The following is a 15,339-nucleotide window of genomic DNA, read 5'->3' as shown; positions in this document are numbered from 1 at the left end:
TCCTGCTGCCTCTCCTCAAACGCACGAAAAAACGGACTGCCTGCAGGCAGTCCGTTTCGTTGTATACGTTCAGGTAAAATATGATATTAACCTTCGAGCAGCAGAGATTCCGGATCTTCCAGCATCTCTTTGATCGTCACCAGGAAGCGTACGGCATCAGCGCCGTCGACGATCCGGTGGTCATAGGACAGGGCGATATACATCATTGGACGGTTCTCCATCCGCTCGGCGTCGATGGCCACAGGGCGAAGCTGGATGTTGTGCATGCCCAGGATACCAACCTGTGGTGCGTTCAGGATCGGCGTGGACAGCAGGGAACCGAAAGTTCCGCCGTTCGTGATCGTGAACGTTCCGCCTTGGAGCTCGGACAGCGCCAGCGTATTGCTGCGCGCCTTGCCGGCCAGCGTGGCGATCTCTCTTTCGATGTCGGCAAAGCTGAGGCGGTCGGCATCACGGACGACAGGCACGACGAGGCCTTCTTTGGCCGATACGGCGATACCGATATCGTAGTATTTCTTCACGATAATGTCTTCCCCGTCGATCTCCGCATTCAGGTGAGGGAACTTCTTCAGCGCACCCACCACCGCTTTGGTGAAGAAGGACATGAAGCCGAGGCCGATCTCATGCTTCTCTTTGAAAGCATCTTTGCGGCGCTTGCGGATGTCCATGATCGCCGTCATGTCCACCTCGTTGAAGGTCGTCAGCATGGCGGCCGTTCTTTGCGCTTCCACCAGGCGTTTGGCGATCGTCGCGCGGCGGCGGGACATGCGTGTACGTTCCGCCGGTTTGCCCGGCTGGGATACTGCTGCTGGAGCGGCTGCCTGCGGCGCCGGTGCAGCAGCCTGTGGCGCTGCCGGAGCTTCTGCATGGTTCTTCACGTTGTCCGGATAAATGCGGCCTTTCGGATCCCGGCTCGATACCTGATCCAGGTCGATGCCCTGTTCGCGGGCCATCTTGCGTGCCGCCGGCGACGCGGCGAGGTAACCTTCGCCTTCGCCGGAACGTGCAGGCTCGGCTGCTGCCGGCGCTGCCGGTTGGGCTGGTGCCGCAGCCGGTGCAGAAGGCTGCTGAGCCTTCGGCGCCTCTTCCTTCGCTGCCGGTGCGGATGCCGGTTTGGCGTCGCCGCCGGTGCCCATACGTCCGATCACTTCACCGATTTGAACCGTATCCCCGTCTTTTCTCAGAATCTTCTCCACCACGCCGTCTTCTTCGGCACTGATTTCCAAATTGACCTTATCCGTTTCAAGTTCGAGGAGGACGTCGCCCTGGCTGACTGCCTGGCCTTCCTCCACATGCCATTTAAAAATCGTTCCTTCTGTGATGGATTCTCCCATTGCCGGTACTGTAATATCGCTCACTGCCGCTACCTCCCCAGAGTGATGTTATGTTTAATGGATTTTTGATTTAATGCTGCCGCAACGATTTGCTGCTGCTCGAAGGCGTGTACTTGTTGGAAGCCGCTCGCCGTACTGGAGCGTTCCGGACGGCCGTTGTAGTTCACCGGCGTATCCTTCGGCGCCACCTTGCGGAGCTTGGACTCGATGTAGCGCCATGCTCCCATGTTCTCAGGCTCTTCCTGTACCCACAAAATTTCCTTCACGTTCGTAAAGCGGGCCAGAATGCCGGCGACTTCCTTCTCAGGGAACGGATACAGCTGCTCCACACGGAGGATGTGCAGCCATTCGTTCGCCTCGCCGCTCTTCTCCAGTGCCTCTTCCAGCTCAACGGCAATCTTGCCGCTGCACAGGACGATGCGCTCAACGCGCTCCGGACGTCCGCCCAGACCCGGCTGTTCCAGCACAGGCTTGAAGGTGCCTTCGGCGAATTCGGCCGGGCTGGAAGCCACGCGGGCATTCCGGATCAGGCTCTTCGGCGACATCAAGATCAGCGGACGCGCATCTTCGCTTTCGGTCAGTGCCGCTTGACGGCGCAGCAAGTGGAAGTACTGGGCTGCCGTCGTAACGTTCGCTACCGTAAAGTTCTCTTCCCCGCCGAGCTGCAGGAACCGTTCCAGACGGGCACTGGAGTGCTCCGGTCCGGCGCCTTCGTAGCCGTGAGGCAGGAGCATCACAAGGCTCGATTTCTGTCCCCATTTAGAGCGGCCGGCCGAAATGAACTGGTCGGTGATCACCTGAGCCACGTTGGAGAAGTCACCGTACTGGGCTTCCCAAATGACCAAGGTCTCCGGCGAGTACACGTTGTAGCCGTATTCGAATCCGAGCACCGCTGCTTCGGACAGCGGGCTGTTGTAAATTGCAAAGGATGCTTTGGCGTCCGGCAGATGATGAATCGGGCAGTAAGTCGAGCCGTTCTTCGTATCATGCAGCACCAGGTTGCGGTGTGCAAAAGTGGCCCGCTCGGCGTCCTGACCCGTCAGCCGGATCGGCTTGCCGTCCGCGACGATCGAGGCGAAAGCCAGCGTCTCTGCAAGACCCCAATCCACCTTCTCCCCTTCGTTCAGCGCGGTTTCCCGGCGCTCCAGAATACGCTGCAGCTTAGGATAGACGTTGAAGTCATCCGGACGGCTCAGCAGATCCTTATTGATCTTGCGCAGCTTGCCAATCGGCACGGCCGTCTTGATCTTGGCGATCCGCTCTTCGGCTGGCGTCTGGTGATACGAGTTGGCCGGATCCTGTTCCTTGTCCTTAATCCGGTCGTATGCCGCCTTCAGACGCTCCTGAACCTGCTGGATGATCTGCGCGGATTCTTCCTTGCTGATCACGCCTTCCTTGATCAGGATATCCGCATAAATGGCGGCAACCCGCGGATGAGTCTTCACTTTCTGGTATACGAGCGGCTGGGTCGTATCCGGATCGTCCGTTTCGTTGTGGCCGTAGCGGCGGTAGCCGACCAAGTCAATCAGGAAGTCCTTCTTGAACTTGTTGCGGTATTCGCTGGCCAGGCGCATCGCGTTGATGCACGCTTCGGGATCGTCGGCGTTCACGTGAACGATCGGAATTTCATAACCTTTCGCCAGGTCACTTGCGTAATGCGTCGAACGGGAGTCTTTACTCTCCGTTGTAAAGCCGATGTTGTTGTTCGCAATAATATGAATCGTTCCGCCGTTCTGGAAGCCCGGCAGCTTGTTGAAGTTCAAGGTCTCGGCCACGATGCCTTCGCCCGGGAATGCGGAATCCCCATGAATCAGCACCGTCGCGGCTTTGTTTACGTCCTGCTGCGGATATCCCGGCTCGGTGCGGTCCTCCTGGGCGGCGCGGGCAAAGCCCTCGACCACCGGATTAACGTACTCCAGATGGCTCGGGTTGTTCGCGAGCGTGATCTTGGCTTTGACGTCGCCGCCTTCAACGGTGCGGTTCGCACCCAGATGGTATTTCACGTCTCCGGTCCAGCCGAAATTGATGCCCATCGATCCTTCTGAAGGGAACATCTTCTTGTTCGGGGAGTGATGGAATTCCGCGAAAATTTTATCGTAAGGCTTGCCGAGCACGTGAGCCAGCACGTTCAGACGGCCCCTGTGAGCCATGCCCATCAAAATATGCTCCGCGCCTTCGTCCACCATGTGGCGGACAAGCTCATCCAGCATCGGAACCATCGTGTCGGTTCCTTCGATGGAGAAGCGCTTCTGCCCGACAAAAGTTTTGTGAAGGAACTCTTCGAATTGATCTACTTCCACCAGTCTTTCGAGCAGCGCCTTTTTCTGCTCTGCGTTCAAAGGAACCACAGACTGGTTCTCGACCTGGCGGTTAAGCCATACGCGCTCCTCCACTTCATGGACGTGGCTGAATTCATAAGCAATCGTGCCTGTATATGTTTGACGCAGTTTCTGGATGGCTTCCCAGCCAGTTCTCACGTTATCGGGAGCTCCGTCCCAGATCAATGAAGCCGGAAATGCTTCCAGGTCGGATTGGCTCAGCCCGTACTGCTCTGGCTCAAGCACCCGTGTGTCGGCTTTGGTGAGAATGCCCAGCGGATCAATGTCTGCCGCCAGGTGTCCATAAGTGCGGATGTTCCACACCAGCTTGCCTGCGTCAACGCCCTTCTTCAGCAGGTTGCCATCCAAAGCGACGGATTTCGGTGCCGCAGCCGGCTCCAGCTCGGCAGACGCCATCGGCGGCGCTCCCCACAGCTGGAACACTTTACGGTACGTTTCGTCCACCGATTCCGGATCATTTACATAACGTTCGTACTGTTCCTGGACGTACCCCAGATTGGGCCCGTAATACGATTCCCAAGCCCCCTGCGCTTGCTCGTCTCTCTTATTGGTTATCATCGTTAACGTGATACCTCCGCCTTGATTTTTTAATAGTCATATAGAATGAATAAACCGCTTCATTGTTCAATCTATATTTGGACGGAAATCTGAACAATCAATGCAATGTAAGCCATTTCACGATAATGTAAGCGGCTCAATTTCTATTATAAACAAATCGGAGCCAGACCTGAAATAACCATTTAATATAGTTATCATCTAAAAAACAGATGGATCAAGTTTGTCACCCATTCTCGTATATGACAATATTTACAGCTCCCCTTCGCCAAAAAGCGACAGCTGTCCCGGAGGCTTCTCCGGGGTCTTCATGCCGAGCATGTCCATCAGCTGAATTGCATTGTCCGCCGCATCCCCGCCCGAATTGTTGTTAAAAATGACCCAGCATTCCCGGGTTTTCTCCAGCAGCTTCCCGATATGCTCCTTCCATTCCTCAAGCTCCTTGTCGCTGTACCTGTATAAATACCGGACCTCCCGCCAATTGGGCTGACCGCTGAAATGCCATCCCGCCGTATTGCGGCCATGCAGCCGCACAAGCGACACGTCTTCACGGGTCGCTTCCAGAACGAGCGGCACCGATCCCTCTCCGGCCTGAGGCTCGTCGCAGACGGTATGAATCCATCCTTCTTCCTTCATAAAGGCCAGCGTCTTCTCCCTCATCTCCCCGGCAAACCAGCTCTGATGACGGAATTCCAACGCCAGCGGAAATCCGTCCATCCACTCGCGGGTCCGGCGCAGAATGTCCACATGCTTGCGCTCACAGTCGAACCACGGCGGATACTGAAACAGCACGGCGCTCAGCTTGCCGGCCTGGCGCAGCACCTCCACAGACTCCCGGAACGCTTGAAACATCGTCCTGGAATCGGGATAAGGGCTTTTACCCCGGGCGTGTCCGGTCATTCCCTGATAGGCTTTCACCACAAAACCGAAGGAATCCGGCGTTTGGGCAGCCCATTTCTCCATACGCTCCGGCGAGGGAGTCGCATAGAAGGAGTTGTCCATCTCCACGATGGGGAACACGTTGCCGTACATCCCCAGCTTCTCTCCCGCCTTGGTTCCCTTTTCGTAAATGTCGTCATGATCCCCCCAGCCGGAAAGTCCGATTCGAACCCGCTCGGCGGGGGTTATCGTCTCATCCATAGCCATCGACTCCATCCATAGTATTGACCAACAATAATTTTCCAAGTATAAATCCGCTTACCATACCTATACCCGATTGAAGGAGACGTCCTTCAGATCTTGCGATATTCCAGAAAGTGGATATGATAAGAGATATGCGTCAGCTTTACGATCTTTAGTAGCAAAGGAGCATGAATGTATGAGCCATTCGTTCGTCATGTTTTCCGGCCCGCACCTTGCTGCGCTGACGGTCTTCGTGCTCGCCTGCATCCTGCTGTTCCTGGGCAGAATCCGCCTTCAGGACAGCGTGCCGGCCAGACTGGCGGTCCGTTACTTGATCATCGCCTGTCTGATCGCCTCCGAAATCGCACTCGACATATGGAACATAACAGAAGGCTACTGGAACATCAAGTCCACGCTGCCGCTCGAGCTGTGCAGCATTACGCTGCTGCTCTCGGTCGTCATGCTGGCCGTCCGCAGCCGCTTCCTCTATCAAATCCTATTCTTCGCCGGGATCGGCGGCGCCCTTCAGGCCCTCATCACCCCAAGCCTGGATTTTGCCTACCCTCATTTCCGGTTCTTTCAATTCTTCGCAGCCCATATGCTTATCATCCTGGCATCCCTGTACATGACCTGGGTCGAAAAGCTTCAGCCCACCTGGAGATCTATCGGCTGGACAATGATTTTTCTGAACGTTCTTGCACTTGGAGTTGGCGTCATCAACTGGATGCTGGGGTCCAACTACATGTTTCTGATGCACAAGCCGCCGACCGCTTCGATTCTGGACTTTCTCGGTCCGCACCCCTTATATTTGCTGGCGGAGGAAGGAATCGCCCTGCTGATTTTCGCATTGATGCAGCTGCTGTTCTTTGTCCTGCCCGCGAAAATATCCAAAGCGTCCGCGGCAGCCAAAGCCAGGGACAAAAGCGTTCATTAAGCCGGCCATAAAGCCTTTCACGCTGCCCTCGCCGGTATCCCCTTCCGCTGCATCTACGTTGTGATCTCCCTGCCGAAGTTCTATAATGAACGGAAAGCTTAGAAGCTGTGAACCGGCTGATGAACTGACAAGGAGATGGACCCCATGACTGAACCGAAAGTTGTGCAAAATATTACCGAGCTCATCGGCGATACCCCGGCGGTCAAGCTCCGCCGTTTGGCGGGAGAACAGGATGCCGACGTGTACGTGAAGCTCGAATACTTCAACCCTAGCGGAAGCGTCAAGGACCGGGCCGCTTATAATTTGATCGCGCAGGCGGAGCAGGACGGCCTGCTGAAGCCGGGCTCGACTATTATCGAGCCGACGAGCGGAAACACCGGCATCGGGCTGGCGATGAACGCGGCGGCCAAAGGATACCGCGCTATTATGGTGATGCCCGACAACATGACCAAGGAGCGGATCAATCTGCTGAAGGCCTATGGAGCCGAAGTGGTGCTGACGCCAGCAGCGGAGCGGATGCCAGGAGCCATTCGCAAGGCGCAGGAGCTGCACCGGGAAATTGAAGGCAGCTTCATTCCCCAGCAGTTCGAGAACCGGGCTAACCCGGATATCCACCGCCGTACGACGGCGCTGGAAATTCTGGAGCAGATGGAAGGGCGGCTGGATGCCTTCGTCGCAACGGCGGGCACCGGCGGAACCATTACCGGCACGGGCGAAGTGCTGAAGGAGAGACTCCCCGGCATCGGCATCTATGTCGCCGAGCCGAAAGGCTCGCCCGTGCTATCCGGAGGCCAGCCGGGACCGCATAAGCTGGTGGGCACCAGCCCCGGATTCATCCCGCCGATCCTGAACACGGACGTCTACGACGAAATTTTTCAGGTCAGCGACGAAGATGCCATCGGAACGACGCGCAGGCTTGCCGCCGAAGAAGGCATCCTGGTCGGCCCCTCCTCCGGCGCTTCCGTCTGGACCGCGCTGCAGGTAGCCCGGCGTCTGGGACCCGGCAAACGGGTGCTGTGCATTGCGCCGGATACCGGAGAACGGTATCTGAGCATGGGCATCTTTTAGTCGTGCGTAAATCATCGAAAGGCATCAACCGGTTTGTATACCCGGCTGATGCTTTTTTTGTGTTGTTCATCGGACGGGACGGGCATATGCCCGAATGGGAGAGCAACATCTCAAAATCCCTCTCATGCTATAAATGACTCAAGCAGGTCACAGCCCTGTTAAACCGATGAGGAGTTGACAATGAATGAATAGATTGACTGGAAAAACGGCACTGATTACCGGAGCGAGCCGCGGCATTGGCCGGGCCATCGCGCTGCGCCTGGCCGCCGAAGGAGCGCTGGTGGTTCTCCATTATGGACAAAACCGCTCCGCCGCCGAGGCGGTCGCCCGCGAGATCGAACAGCAGGGCGGAACGGCGCTGCTCCTCGGGGCGGACTTCAGATCCGTTCGCGGCATCCCGGAGATGTATGAAGCCCTGGATGGCCTTTTGCAGAATCAAACAGGCAGCCCCGGCCTGGACATCCTTGTGAACAATGCGGGCATCGGACTTTCCCTTCCCATCGAGGCGACAACGGAGGAAGCCTTCGATGAGGTGATGAACGTGAACGTCAAAGCACCGTTTTTCGTTATTCAGCAAGCACTGCCGCGGCTGCGGGACGGCGGGCGGATCATCAACATCTCCTCCGCGACGACCCGGATCTCGCTGCCGGTGATTCCCGCCTACAGCATGTCCAAAGGGGCGATCAATACGCTGACCCTGAATCTCTCGACTCAGCTTGGCTCCCGCGGCATTACGATCAACGCGATCATGCCGGGATTCGTGGAGACCGAGATGAATGCCGAGACGCTGCAGACGCCGGAAGGCCGCGAGTTTGGCGCGAACTTCTCGATCTTCAAGCGGTGGGGACAGCCGGAAGATGTCGCCGATATCGCCGCCTTTCTGGCTTCGGACGACAGCCGCTGGATCACGGGCCAGCTATTGGACGCCAGCGGCGGAACGCATCTGTAACGGGGCTTGCCGTGCCTCGCGTCCGGCTGCCCTGCAGACTGCCATTACAAGCAAAAAATCCAGTGCCCTCGGCGGCACTGGATTTTCTTTTACCCGAGATTTATGGAATATACTGCTGCACCACTTTGACGACTTTGCCGTCCTTCACCGTCAAATGAAACGGAAAAGAGCGGATGTCCAGCAGCTTGTCGTTATGGTAAATCGCCAAAAATTTGTTCAAGCTGACCGGTTCGTTCCACTGAATGTTCATTCCTTCATAGGTTCCGTCGTGATCATACAGCTGCATCAGCACTTCAGCATCCGGAGCGATTTCGTACGTCTCCAGCGTCTCATCGTCGTTGACGATGTAATACCCGTCAGGAGCGCCGCCCAGTTCTTCGGCATCCGGCTCCCGTTCAAGGAACTTCTTGTCCGCCGCCGCGCCCTCGTACCATTCGATCGGATCCACCGTCACGTAGAGGTGGCCGTTCTTGTTCCCGATGGTCGACAGCATCGCCGTCACCGTGTCCTCGGTTTGCGGAACCGGCTTATATTCGTTATCAGACCCGACTGCACTCGTTGAAGTCACTACCAGCCCCAGCAGAAAAACGATCATCAGGGAAGCGAATACGGTCATCTTTTTTTTCATTTGAAAATATCTCCTTTATGGAATCATGATTTCTATCCATATCAACCATTACCCTGCGGGATTGTTTTCAAACGCTGCGAGAGGGCTCTGTGATGTAACTTTATTGTAAGCCACAGCCGGGACCCAAATCGTCACAAATTCGTTACAGCCGAGTCAAATTGTTGTAAATTCTTCAAGCGCTTTCGTGAATGGCAGACCCGACAAGCCCGGTCAGCCCTTCATCTCCAAAATGTCCTTGATCTCCGCCAGATCGTGGATCTCATAAGTCGGGACGATGCCGGTTTCGTTGGGCAGGCGGTTCGGATTGTACCAGCACGTATTGATGCCGATATTGTTGCCGCCCTGAATGTCAGAGGTGAGGGAATCGCCGACCATCAGCATTTTATCCTTGCGGTCCTCCTGAATCACCCGGAAGGCATGCTCGAAAATGCCCGCCTGCGGCTTCTGGAATCCCGTATCCTCGGAGACGATGACCGCCTCGAAAAAGTCCTTCAGGTCGGAGCGGCCGATCCGTCCGAACTGCACCTCTTTAATGCCGTTCGTGATGATGGCCATTTTGTAACCGTGCTCCTTAAGATAGAGACAGATATCCAGCGCACCCGCCAAAATAAACGCGCCTTCGGCGAGCGATCCCAGGTAACGTCTGCTCAATTCCTCGGCGTCGTCGCTCAGCCCCTGCTCGCGGCCGAATCGGCGAAAGCGCTCGACCCGGAGCTCCGCCGAGCTGATCCGTCCCTGCTCAAATTCGTGCCAGAGCTCCTCATTGATCCTTTTATAGCAGCCCGTTATTTCCGTATCATTCGCGTCCAAGCTGCAGCTGGTGAGCAGCTGGTTCAGCGCGTGGCTCTCTGACATTTTAAAATCGAACAGCGTTTCATCGGCATCAAACAAAATCCATTCGTAAGACAAGATGTACCCTTCTTTCAGTAAAGTGATATAAACGGCGTCAGCGTGCCTCAATCAAAGTCATGCAAAGGCATCACTCGGTTGGTTTGTGCGTTTCTATTGTACCATGCCGCCAAAAACGCCTGCTTGTGTCCATGTCCGCGACCCAAACCAAAACGAATGAGTGATTCGCTTTCGGCATCAGCCGCCATCTGGCTCTTGGAGAGCCTTATCCCAGGCAGACGCGAAGTCGGCCACAGAGGCGTACCGCCCGGCCCGATCGGCATGTACCGCCTTAAGCGCAATGTCATACAGGGACCTGCCGGCATCCCATTGGTCATAGGAACGGTCCAGCTCCCCGCCAAAGATGAAAAAGGCTGTCGCCCCCATATTATACACATTAGTCACGCCGTCAATCGCAGCGCCGTATCGAAACTCCTCGGGGGACATAAAGCGGGACGATCCCCACAACCTGCCCATCCGGTTCTCAAAAGGAGCTTTCTGGTACAGGTCGATATCGCAGATTTTCGTCGTGTCAGTGGCAAAATCGTAAAGAACGCTTCCGTCATAGAAATCAACCGCTATGTACCCTTTTTCCTCGACGTGGACATGAAAATCAAGAATAGCTCTGTAGGACGCCAGCCGCTTCTTCAGCGGCAGTCTGCGGTATCGATAAAAAGGAGACCTCGGGTCTTCATATTTAGCCGGAGGCGGAAATGACCAATGAGGATGCAGCGACTCCCCGTCAAACCATTCGAATACGGCGGCGTAGCCGGTTCCGGCTTCAAAATGGCTCAGCAGCCGCACCAAGCTGGGATGATCTAAATCTTCGTAAACTTGAACAGCCTGCTTCAAACGCAGGATGGCGTCCGCCGGTTCCCCCTCGAACTCCGTGGTAGCCGCTCCGGCGTACTTGATGAACCGTCTGACCCCATCCTTTTCCACGCCAAACGAAAGGTTGCCGGAGTCCTGCTTGTCAAACACCGCAAACACTTTGCCCCAGGCGGGCAGCCATTCCAGCGGATGCGGCTTTTTCAATTGAAATGTTACTTCATCGATCTTGATCGTAAGCGGTTGATTCATCCGTTCAACTCCTTTTTATGGTTGTCTGGGCTAATCGTCCTTGGCGTCATGCCCGTTATTCCTCCCTCTGGGTAGGATTGCGTCCCTTTTCCGCTTCTTCCGCACTGCCAGGTTCCTCGGCCAGCTCCCGTTCGAGCTCCGCTTCAATGTCCTCGTCGCTCATCTGGTAATCATCCTCTTCCGACACGCCCAGCTTCCTTTCCAAAAAGCTCACCCTTGCCCTCAAGTCTTCCACCATGCCGTACAAATAGCTCAGCAGGCCGACCATAACCAGAAGGGTCAGAACGGTCCCCCAAGGGCCCAACACCCAGGTTGCGATCAGCCCCCCGGCAAGAAACACGACGATTCCCATGATAAAATAAACCATTGCCCACTCCCTTCTACCGCCGGTTCAGTATGCGTCACCTTGGGGCTGCTAACTGCCGCTGCGGCAAGCTTCTAACGGGCGCCCAATCCTTCCAATACCATATTCAAAAAGTAATCCCGATTCTCAGGATGACAAGCGATCAGGTAAGGCTCTTCCGTCATGGCGTCAAATGGTTTTCCTTCAAAGTCCATGACCAGCATCCCCGCTTCCTTCGCGATCAGAACGCCGGAATAGAGATCCTCCCCTTCGGAGTTATACAAAATGATGGCATCGATGTTCCCTCTCGCCAGCATGCACCACTGCAAGGTCGGCGCCCACAGCCGCATCATCCGCTTCGTATGCAGGTCGATATGGTTTCTTAGCCGAGTGGCGCGGTCATCGCTGCCTACCACATGCCCCTGAATCCAGGCGACCGTTGCTTTATTGAACGCTGGTGCAGGCCCGTTCGTTACGGGCAGTCCATTGCAGGTAGTTCCACCGTTACGGGTGGACACGAACAGCCGGTCAATCATCGGTTCGTAAACCACCGCCACGACCGGCTTCCCTTGGTGCATCAGTGTAATCGAGCAGGAGAACGCAGGCAGGCCGATCGCATAGTTGTTCGTTCCGTCCAAAGGGTCTACCAGCCACAGCCAGTCGCTGCGCTGGCCATGATCTCCCGATTCCTCGGCCCGGATCCGGTGATCCGGGAAATTGCTGCGGATATGCTCCAGGATCCGCTCCTCGGCCAAATGGTCCACCACCGTGACGAGGTCGCCGTTATCCCCTTTTTGGTCAACCTTTTCCAGCTTGTCAAAATACGCCTTCGCGATTGCTCCCGCTTCCTTGGCTGCGGCGACCGCCAGCTGCTTCGCCTCTTCAATGATCCGTTGATCCATATGTACCATCCACTCCTTTTGCCTAGTGTTCATATTGCTGCGCCCGCCTTCGCACCTTCAAGAAAGAAAAAACCCTGTGCGTCAGGGTTTAATGTCAAGCATTATACTTTCCGTTTGAAAATGGCGATGACGTCCCGCGACTGTCCCTGGGATACGCTCGTGTCAAAGCACGATACCAGCTCCCAGCCCTCGTAGCCATAGCTGTTCAGCAAATCCTCAAATTCCTCCTCGTCCACCTTGCCCCCCAAAAAGCCTCCTGTCTTATACTTCACTGTCTTGTAAGACCATTGTTCCATCATTTTACGCTTCCTTTCATCGTATCGTTTGGCCGCTCACAACATGCCAATGCATATGTTTGGATTCCTGGTAGTCTCCTAAGTTAGTTACGACCTTGGCTGCTCCCGTCTGCCGCACCATGTCCGAGGCGACCTTCTTAATTACCCTTAAAACCTCGATCAGCAGCTGTTCGGTATTCTCCTCTTCTCCGGATATCAGCGATCCTACATGAATCTTCGGGATTACCACAACATGATGCTCATAATAAGGGCGCGTATGATGATAAGCGAGCACCCGATCCGTCTCATACACGCGGTTGACCTGCGTTTTGCCGTTTAGCACCTCGTCGCAATAAAAATCGTTCGACACGCCGCTCACCCTTTCCTTATCGCAGCTGCTTCAGCAGCTGCGAAACTTCCTCCATCCAGCAGCCTTCGGGATCCGCGATTACCGTATGCCAGCCCAATGCCTTGGCAGGGATCAAATTTTTCTCCTGATCGTCTACATAAATGCTGGGTCCTCCCCCATCGTCGAGCTGCTCGCATACGAGCTGATAAATGCGGGGATCCGGCTTGCAATACCCTGCTCTGCTGGATATGGTAAGGCTCTTCACCTGCTCCTTGACGGGTGTCAGCAGCCCGCTCAGCCATTCCTCCCGGTGGTTGCTCAGCAGGTGGATATCCGCGTCCCTGCTCCATGTGGCAATACGCCCCAAAGCGGGGAGGGGTTGTAAATACCTCATTGCCAGCGCGCTAAGCCGTTCCATGCTCAGATCTGGTCCATGCCCGGCAAGCCAGTCCCTAAACTGCTCAATGGTGATGCCGCCTGTCCAGAACGACTCGCGAATTTCCCGACTGAAGCTGTCTTTTAACTGACGATAGGTCGTGCTTCCGGCCATGGCAGCAGCCTCTTCCCAAAATCCAGGCGAGAGGTTCGTTGCAATGACACCTGCGACATCCAAAATAAGCTGGGGTCTGTTCATCGGCTCCTCCCCTTCCAAGCTTCCAGTCATCATCAGCCGGGATTGGTGCTGCGCAAACATTCGTCTACCCATTCATAACAGCGCTGCAGATCCTCATGGCTGACCAGGTCGGAGCGGTGCTCGAACTGAATTTTGACCTGCGGGTTTTCCTCGCGGATAACGGTTAAATAATCTACGATCGGGGCCCATCCGTCCTCCGGACGCTGTTCCGGCAGCACCGGGTAGCGCAGCTTGACGGACGATTTCGTGTACTGAAGATTCCACAGGTGGATAACCTCCGCATACTTCGCATATTTGCGGATGACCGGCAGGGCTTGAAAAGAAGGGTCCACGTTCTGCTGCAAAAACAGCCTTCCCGTATCCAGGCACAGCCGGATGTCCGGGTACTTCTTCAGCAGCGCTTCCAGCACGTCATGCTCATAAATATAAGAATTCAGCGCATCGAATTCCAAAACCGGCGTGAAGCCGTATTCTCGGGAAGCGGCGCTAAGCCAGGCAAAAAGCTGATCGCTGCGCTCCGCAAACAATTCAAGCGAATAATCGCTATCATAGACATACTCCGTTCTATCGGAAAAATGCCATTTGTCCCAGTTCACCCGGTCATCCAGGATAACGGGCTTCGGATAATGGAACAACACGTAATCCGGCCGTACGTTCCTTAAATAGTCGAGCTCGTTTCGGATCAGCCGGAGCGCTTCATCACGGACATGTTTGTCCGCATCCAAAAATAAGGCGTCCCGAAGCAGCGACTTCCCCGCACGAAGGGGAAAATGAACGCCGATGCGGAAGTCCCGCACTCTGGAGGCGCTCAAGAGCTTCTGCGTGTCCGATTCATTTTCAAACAGACAGGCCTCGATTCCGTAAAAGCCGTCTCTGAAATCGCACTCCATCTTTTGCTCGTCAAACGAGCCGTATTGCCCGATCAAAAATCGCTTCATCGTCATCCCTCCGGCAGCGGGGTGTGAACCATTCATATGAAAATTTAACCATTACTTCCACGTTCCGTCCAGTATTCATTGAAAACCGGCCTGCAAGAAAGCCTATGAATCTATCAATAACAAATTGAAATGGATGATGGGAGCAAGTGCGTAAATGTGCCCACGATCGGATGATCAGGGACGAATCCCCTCCTCCGTCATCCGCTGCTTAATCGCGTTCAGCATATCCCGGGCAAAAGCCTGAAGCATCCGGGGTTCCACGCTCACTTCATCCGTCTGTCCTCCATACTGTAGAAGACACTGGCGCAGGAGCGGCTCATACGCAGGCGGAAGGGCCGCGAGCCCCCATTCGCCGCCTTCCTTTTTGGAGGAAACTTTGCCTTCCCGCAAAAATTGCAAAATTCTGCACAGATTAAGCGTGTAATACACCGGCGCCTCGGCGATCTGCTCCACGGCATGCTCCACATCAGACCAGATCGACCGGATGTACATCTCTTTCTCCGGCCTGAACACGGACTGTGCGGGCTCCCCATACAGCGTTATCCCACGGTGGTAAATGACCATCATATGGGCCGCAAGATCAGGGTCTTCATAACCGCCGCATACATACTGCGCATCAGACTCATACCGTTCCCGGTGCGCCTCCGAATAATGGAATTCAAACGGTGTTGGGTGCAGCGGCTCCCCGGCGTACTGCCTGAGGATGACGCTGACTTCCATCCCGCGGTGCCCCGGCATCTGCCCGTGAAGCTCAAGAAGGCCTCGGGCGAGCCGAGTCCAAACCTCGGAGTCGAGCTTCTCTTCAATGACCGCCAGGAGATCGATATCGCTCCGGTCTTCACGGTAACACCCCATCGCCAGCGAACCGTGCAGATATAAGCCGGTCAACGGTGCTCCGAGCTCGGTAATAAAAAGCTGTGTCAAACGATCCAGCACCTGCTGCGTATTCATAACTATCCTCCAATATAGAAAAATGGCTGCCCCCTTACCGGGAACAGCTG

16 protein-coding genes are annotated in these 15,339 nt (G+C 55.4%); 3 read left to right on the top strand and 13 right to left on the bottom strand.

All coding sequences use genetic code 11. From position 1 onward, the window contains the following. Nucleotides 1–86: 86 nt before the first annotated feature. The 3 genes from odhB to ABID47_RS30805 all read right to left on the bottom strand — a co-directional run bounded on the left by odhB (nt 87) and on the right by ABID47_RS30805 (nt 5,368). Nucleotides 87–1,358 carry a 2-oxoglutarate dehydrogenase complex dihydrolipoyllysine-residue succinyltransferase gene (odhB, locus tag ABID47_RS30815; RefSeq protein ID WP_354502692.1) on the bottom strand — a complete coding sequence of 424 codons (1,272 nt, stop codon included), beginning with the start codon at nt 1,356–1,358 and terminating at the stop codon, nt 87–89. 5 nt (nt 1,359–1,363) lie between these two features. Next, nucleotides 1,364–4,231, bottom strand: a complete 2,868-nt coding sequence (locus ABID47_RS30810) for a 2-oxoglutarate dehydrogenase E1 component (RefSeq protein ID WP_354502690.1) — start codon at nt 4,229–4,231, stop codon at nt 1,364–1,366. 249 nt (nt 4,232–4,480) lie between these two features. Then, entirely contained in the window at nt 4,481–5,368 is an 888-nt protein-coding gene (locus ABID47_RS30805) for a DUF72 domain-containing protein (RefSeq protein ID WP_354502688.1), read from the bottom strand. Nucleotides 5,369–5,546: 178 nt separating this feature from the next. Between ABID47_RS30805 and ABID47_RS30800 the strand changes: the two genes are divergently transcribed. From ABID47_RS30800 to ABID47_RS30790, 3 genes are all read left to right on the top strand, one after another. Next, nucleotides 5,547–6,284 (top strand): YwaF family protein, encoded by a 738-nt coding sequence (locus ABID47_RS30800; RefSeq protein WP_354502686.1) that lies wholly within the window; start codon nt 5,547–5,549, stop codon nt 6,282–6,284. A 144-nt stretch (nt 6,285–6,428) separates the two neighbouring features. Then, the gene (cysK, locus tag ABID47_RS30795) at nt 6,429–7,352 is read left to right on the top strand and encodes a cysteine synthase A (RefSeq protein WP_354502684.1); all 924 of its coding nucleotides are present in this window, start codon (nt 6,429–6,431) and stop codon (nt 7,350–7,352) included. Nucleotides 7,353–7,536: 184 nt separating this feature from the next. Beyond that, complete coding sequence (locus ABID47_RS30790; protein WP_354502682.1) at nt 7,537–8,301, top strand: SDR family oxidoreductase; 765 nt, start codon at nt 7,537–7,539, stop codon at nt 8,299–8,301. Between the two features lie 100 nt (nt 8,302–8,401). Here the strand turns inward: ABID47_RS30790 and ABID47_RS30785 are convergent, their stop codons facing one another. The 10 genes from ABID47_RS30785 to ABID47_RS30740 all read right to left on the bottom strand — a co-directional run bounded on the left by ABID47_RS30785 (nt 8,402) and on the right by ABID47_RS30740 (nt 15,289). Continuing rightward, on the bottom strand, nt 8,402–8,929 hold the full coding sequence (locus ABID47_RS30785) for a hypothetical protein (protein ID WP_089545691.1): 528 nt from the start codon (nt 8,927–8,929) through the stop codon (nt 8,402–8,404). Nucleotides 8,930–9,139: 210 nt separating this feature from the next. Beyond that, the gene (locus ABID47_RS30780) at nt 9,140–9,838 is read right to left on the bottom strand and encodes a YjjG family noncanonical pyrimidine nucleotidase (RefSeq protein ID WP_354502680.1); all 699 of its coding nucleotides are present in this window, start codon (nt 9,836–9,838) and stop codon (nt 9,140–9,142) included. A 177-nt stretch (nt 9,839–10,015) separates the two neighbouring features. After that, nucleotides 10,016–10,897, bottom strand: a complete 882-nt coding sequence (locus ABID47_RS30775; protein WP_354502678.1) for a serine/threonine-protein kinase — start codon at nt 10,895–10,897, stop codon at nt 10,016–10,018. A gap of 55 nt (nt 10,898–10,952) precedes the next feature. After that, the gene (locus tag ABID47_RS30770; RefSeq protein ID WP_354502676.1) at nt 10,953–11,264 is read right to left on the bottom strand and encodes a hypothetical protein; all 312 of its coding nucleotides are present in this window, start codon (nt 11,262–11,264) and stop codon (nt 10,953–10,955) included. Between the two features lie 71 nt (nt 11,265–11,335). Further along, nucleotides 11,336–12,175, bottom strand: a complete 840-nt coding sequence (locus ABID47_RS30765) for an inositol monophosphatase family protein (RefSeq protein WP_354502674.1) — start codon at nt 12,173–12,175, stop codon at nt 11,336–11,338. A 68-nt stretch (nt 12,176–12,243) separates the two neighbouring features. Next, nucleotides 12,244–12,438, bottom strand: a complete 195-nt coding sequence (locus ABID47_RS30760) for a DUF4177 domain-containing protein (RefSeq protein WP_076173494.1) — start codon at nt 12,436–12,438, stop codon at nt 12,244–12,246. Nucleotides 12,439–12,454: 16 nt separating this feature from the next. Continuing rightward, nucleotides 12,455–12,787 carry an HIT family protein gene (locus tag ABID47_RS30755; RefSeq protein WP_354502672.1) on the bottom strand — a complete coding sequence of 111 codons (333 nt, stop codon included), beginning with the start codon at nt 12,785–12,787 and terminating at the stop codon, nt 12,455–12,457. A gap of 16 nt (nt 12,788–12,803) precedes the next feature. Beyond that, on the bottom strand, nt 12,804–13,400 hold the full coding sequence (locus ABID47_RS30750) for an HAD family hydrolase (protein WP_354502670.1): 597 nt from the start codon (nt 13,398–13,400) through the stop codon (nt 12,804–12,806). Between the two features lie 32 nt (nt 13,401–13,432). After that, complete coding sequence (locus ABID47_RS30745; protein WP_354502668.1) at nt 13,433–14,338, bottom strand: sugar phosphate isomerase/epimerase; 906 nt, start codon at nt 14,336–14,338, stop codon at nt 13,433–13,435. A 174-nt stretch (nt 14,339–14,512) separates the two neighbouring features. Next, a complete protein-coding gene (locus ABID47_RS30740; protein ID WP_354502666.1) occupies nt 14,513–15,289 on the bottom strand; it encodes an aminoglycoside adenylyltransferase domain-containing protein in 777 nt (258 codons plus the stop codon). Nucleotides 15,290–15,339 lie beyond the last annotated feature (50 nt).

The sequence above is a fragment of the Paenibacillus favisporus genome (assembly GCF_040545415.1).
Taxonomy (GTDB): domain Bacteria; phylum Bacillota; class Bacilli; order Paenibacillales; family Paenibacillaceae; genus Paenibacillus_AQ; species Paenibacillus_AQ favisporus.
The sequence above is the reverse complement of the archived record's forward strand: the minus strand, read 5'-3'. Positions and strand labels throughout refer to the sequence as shown.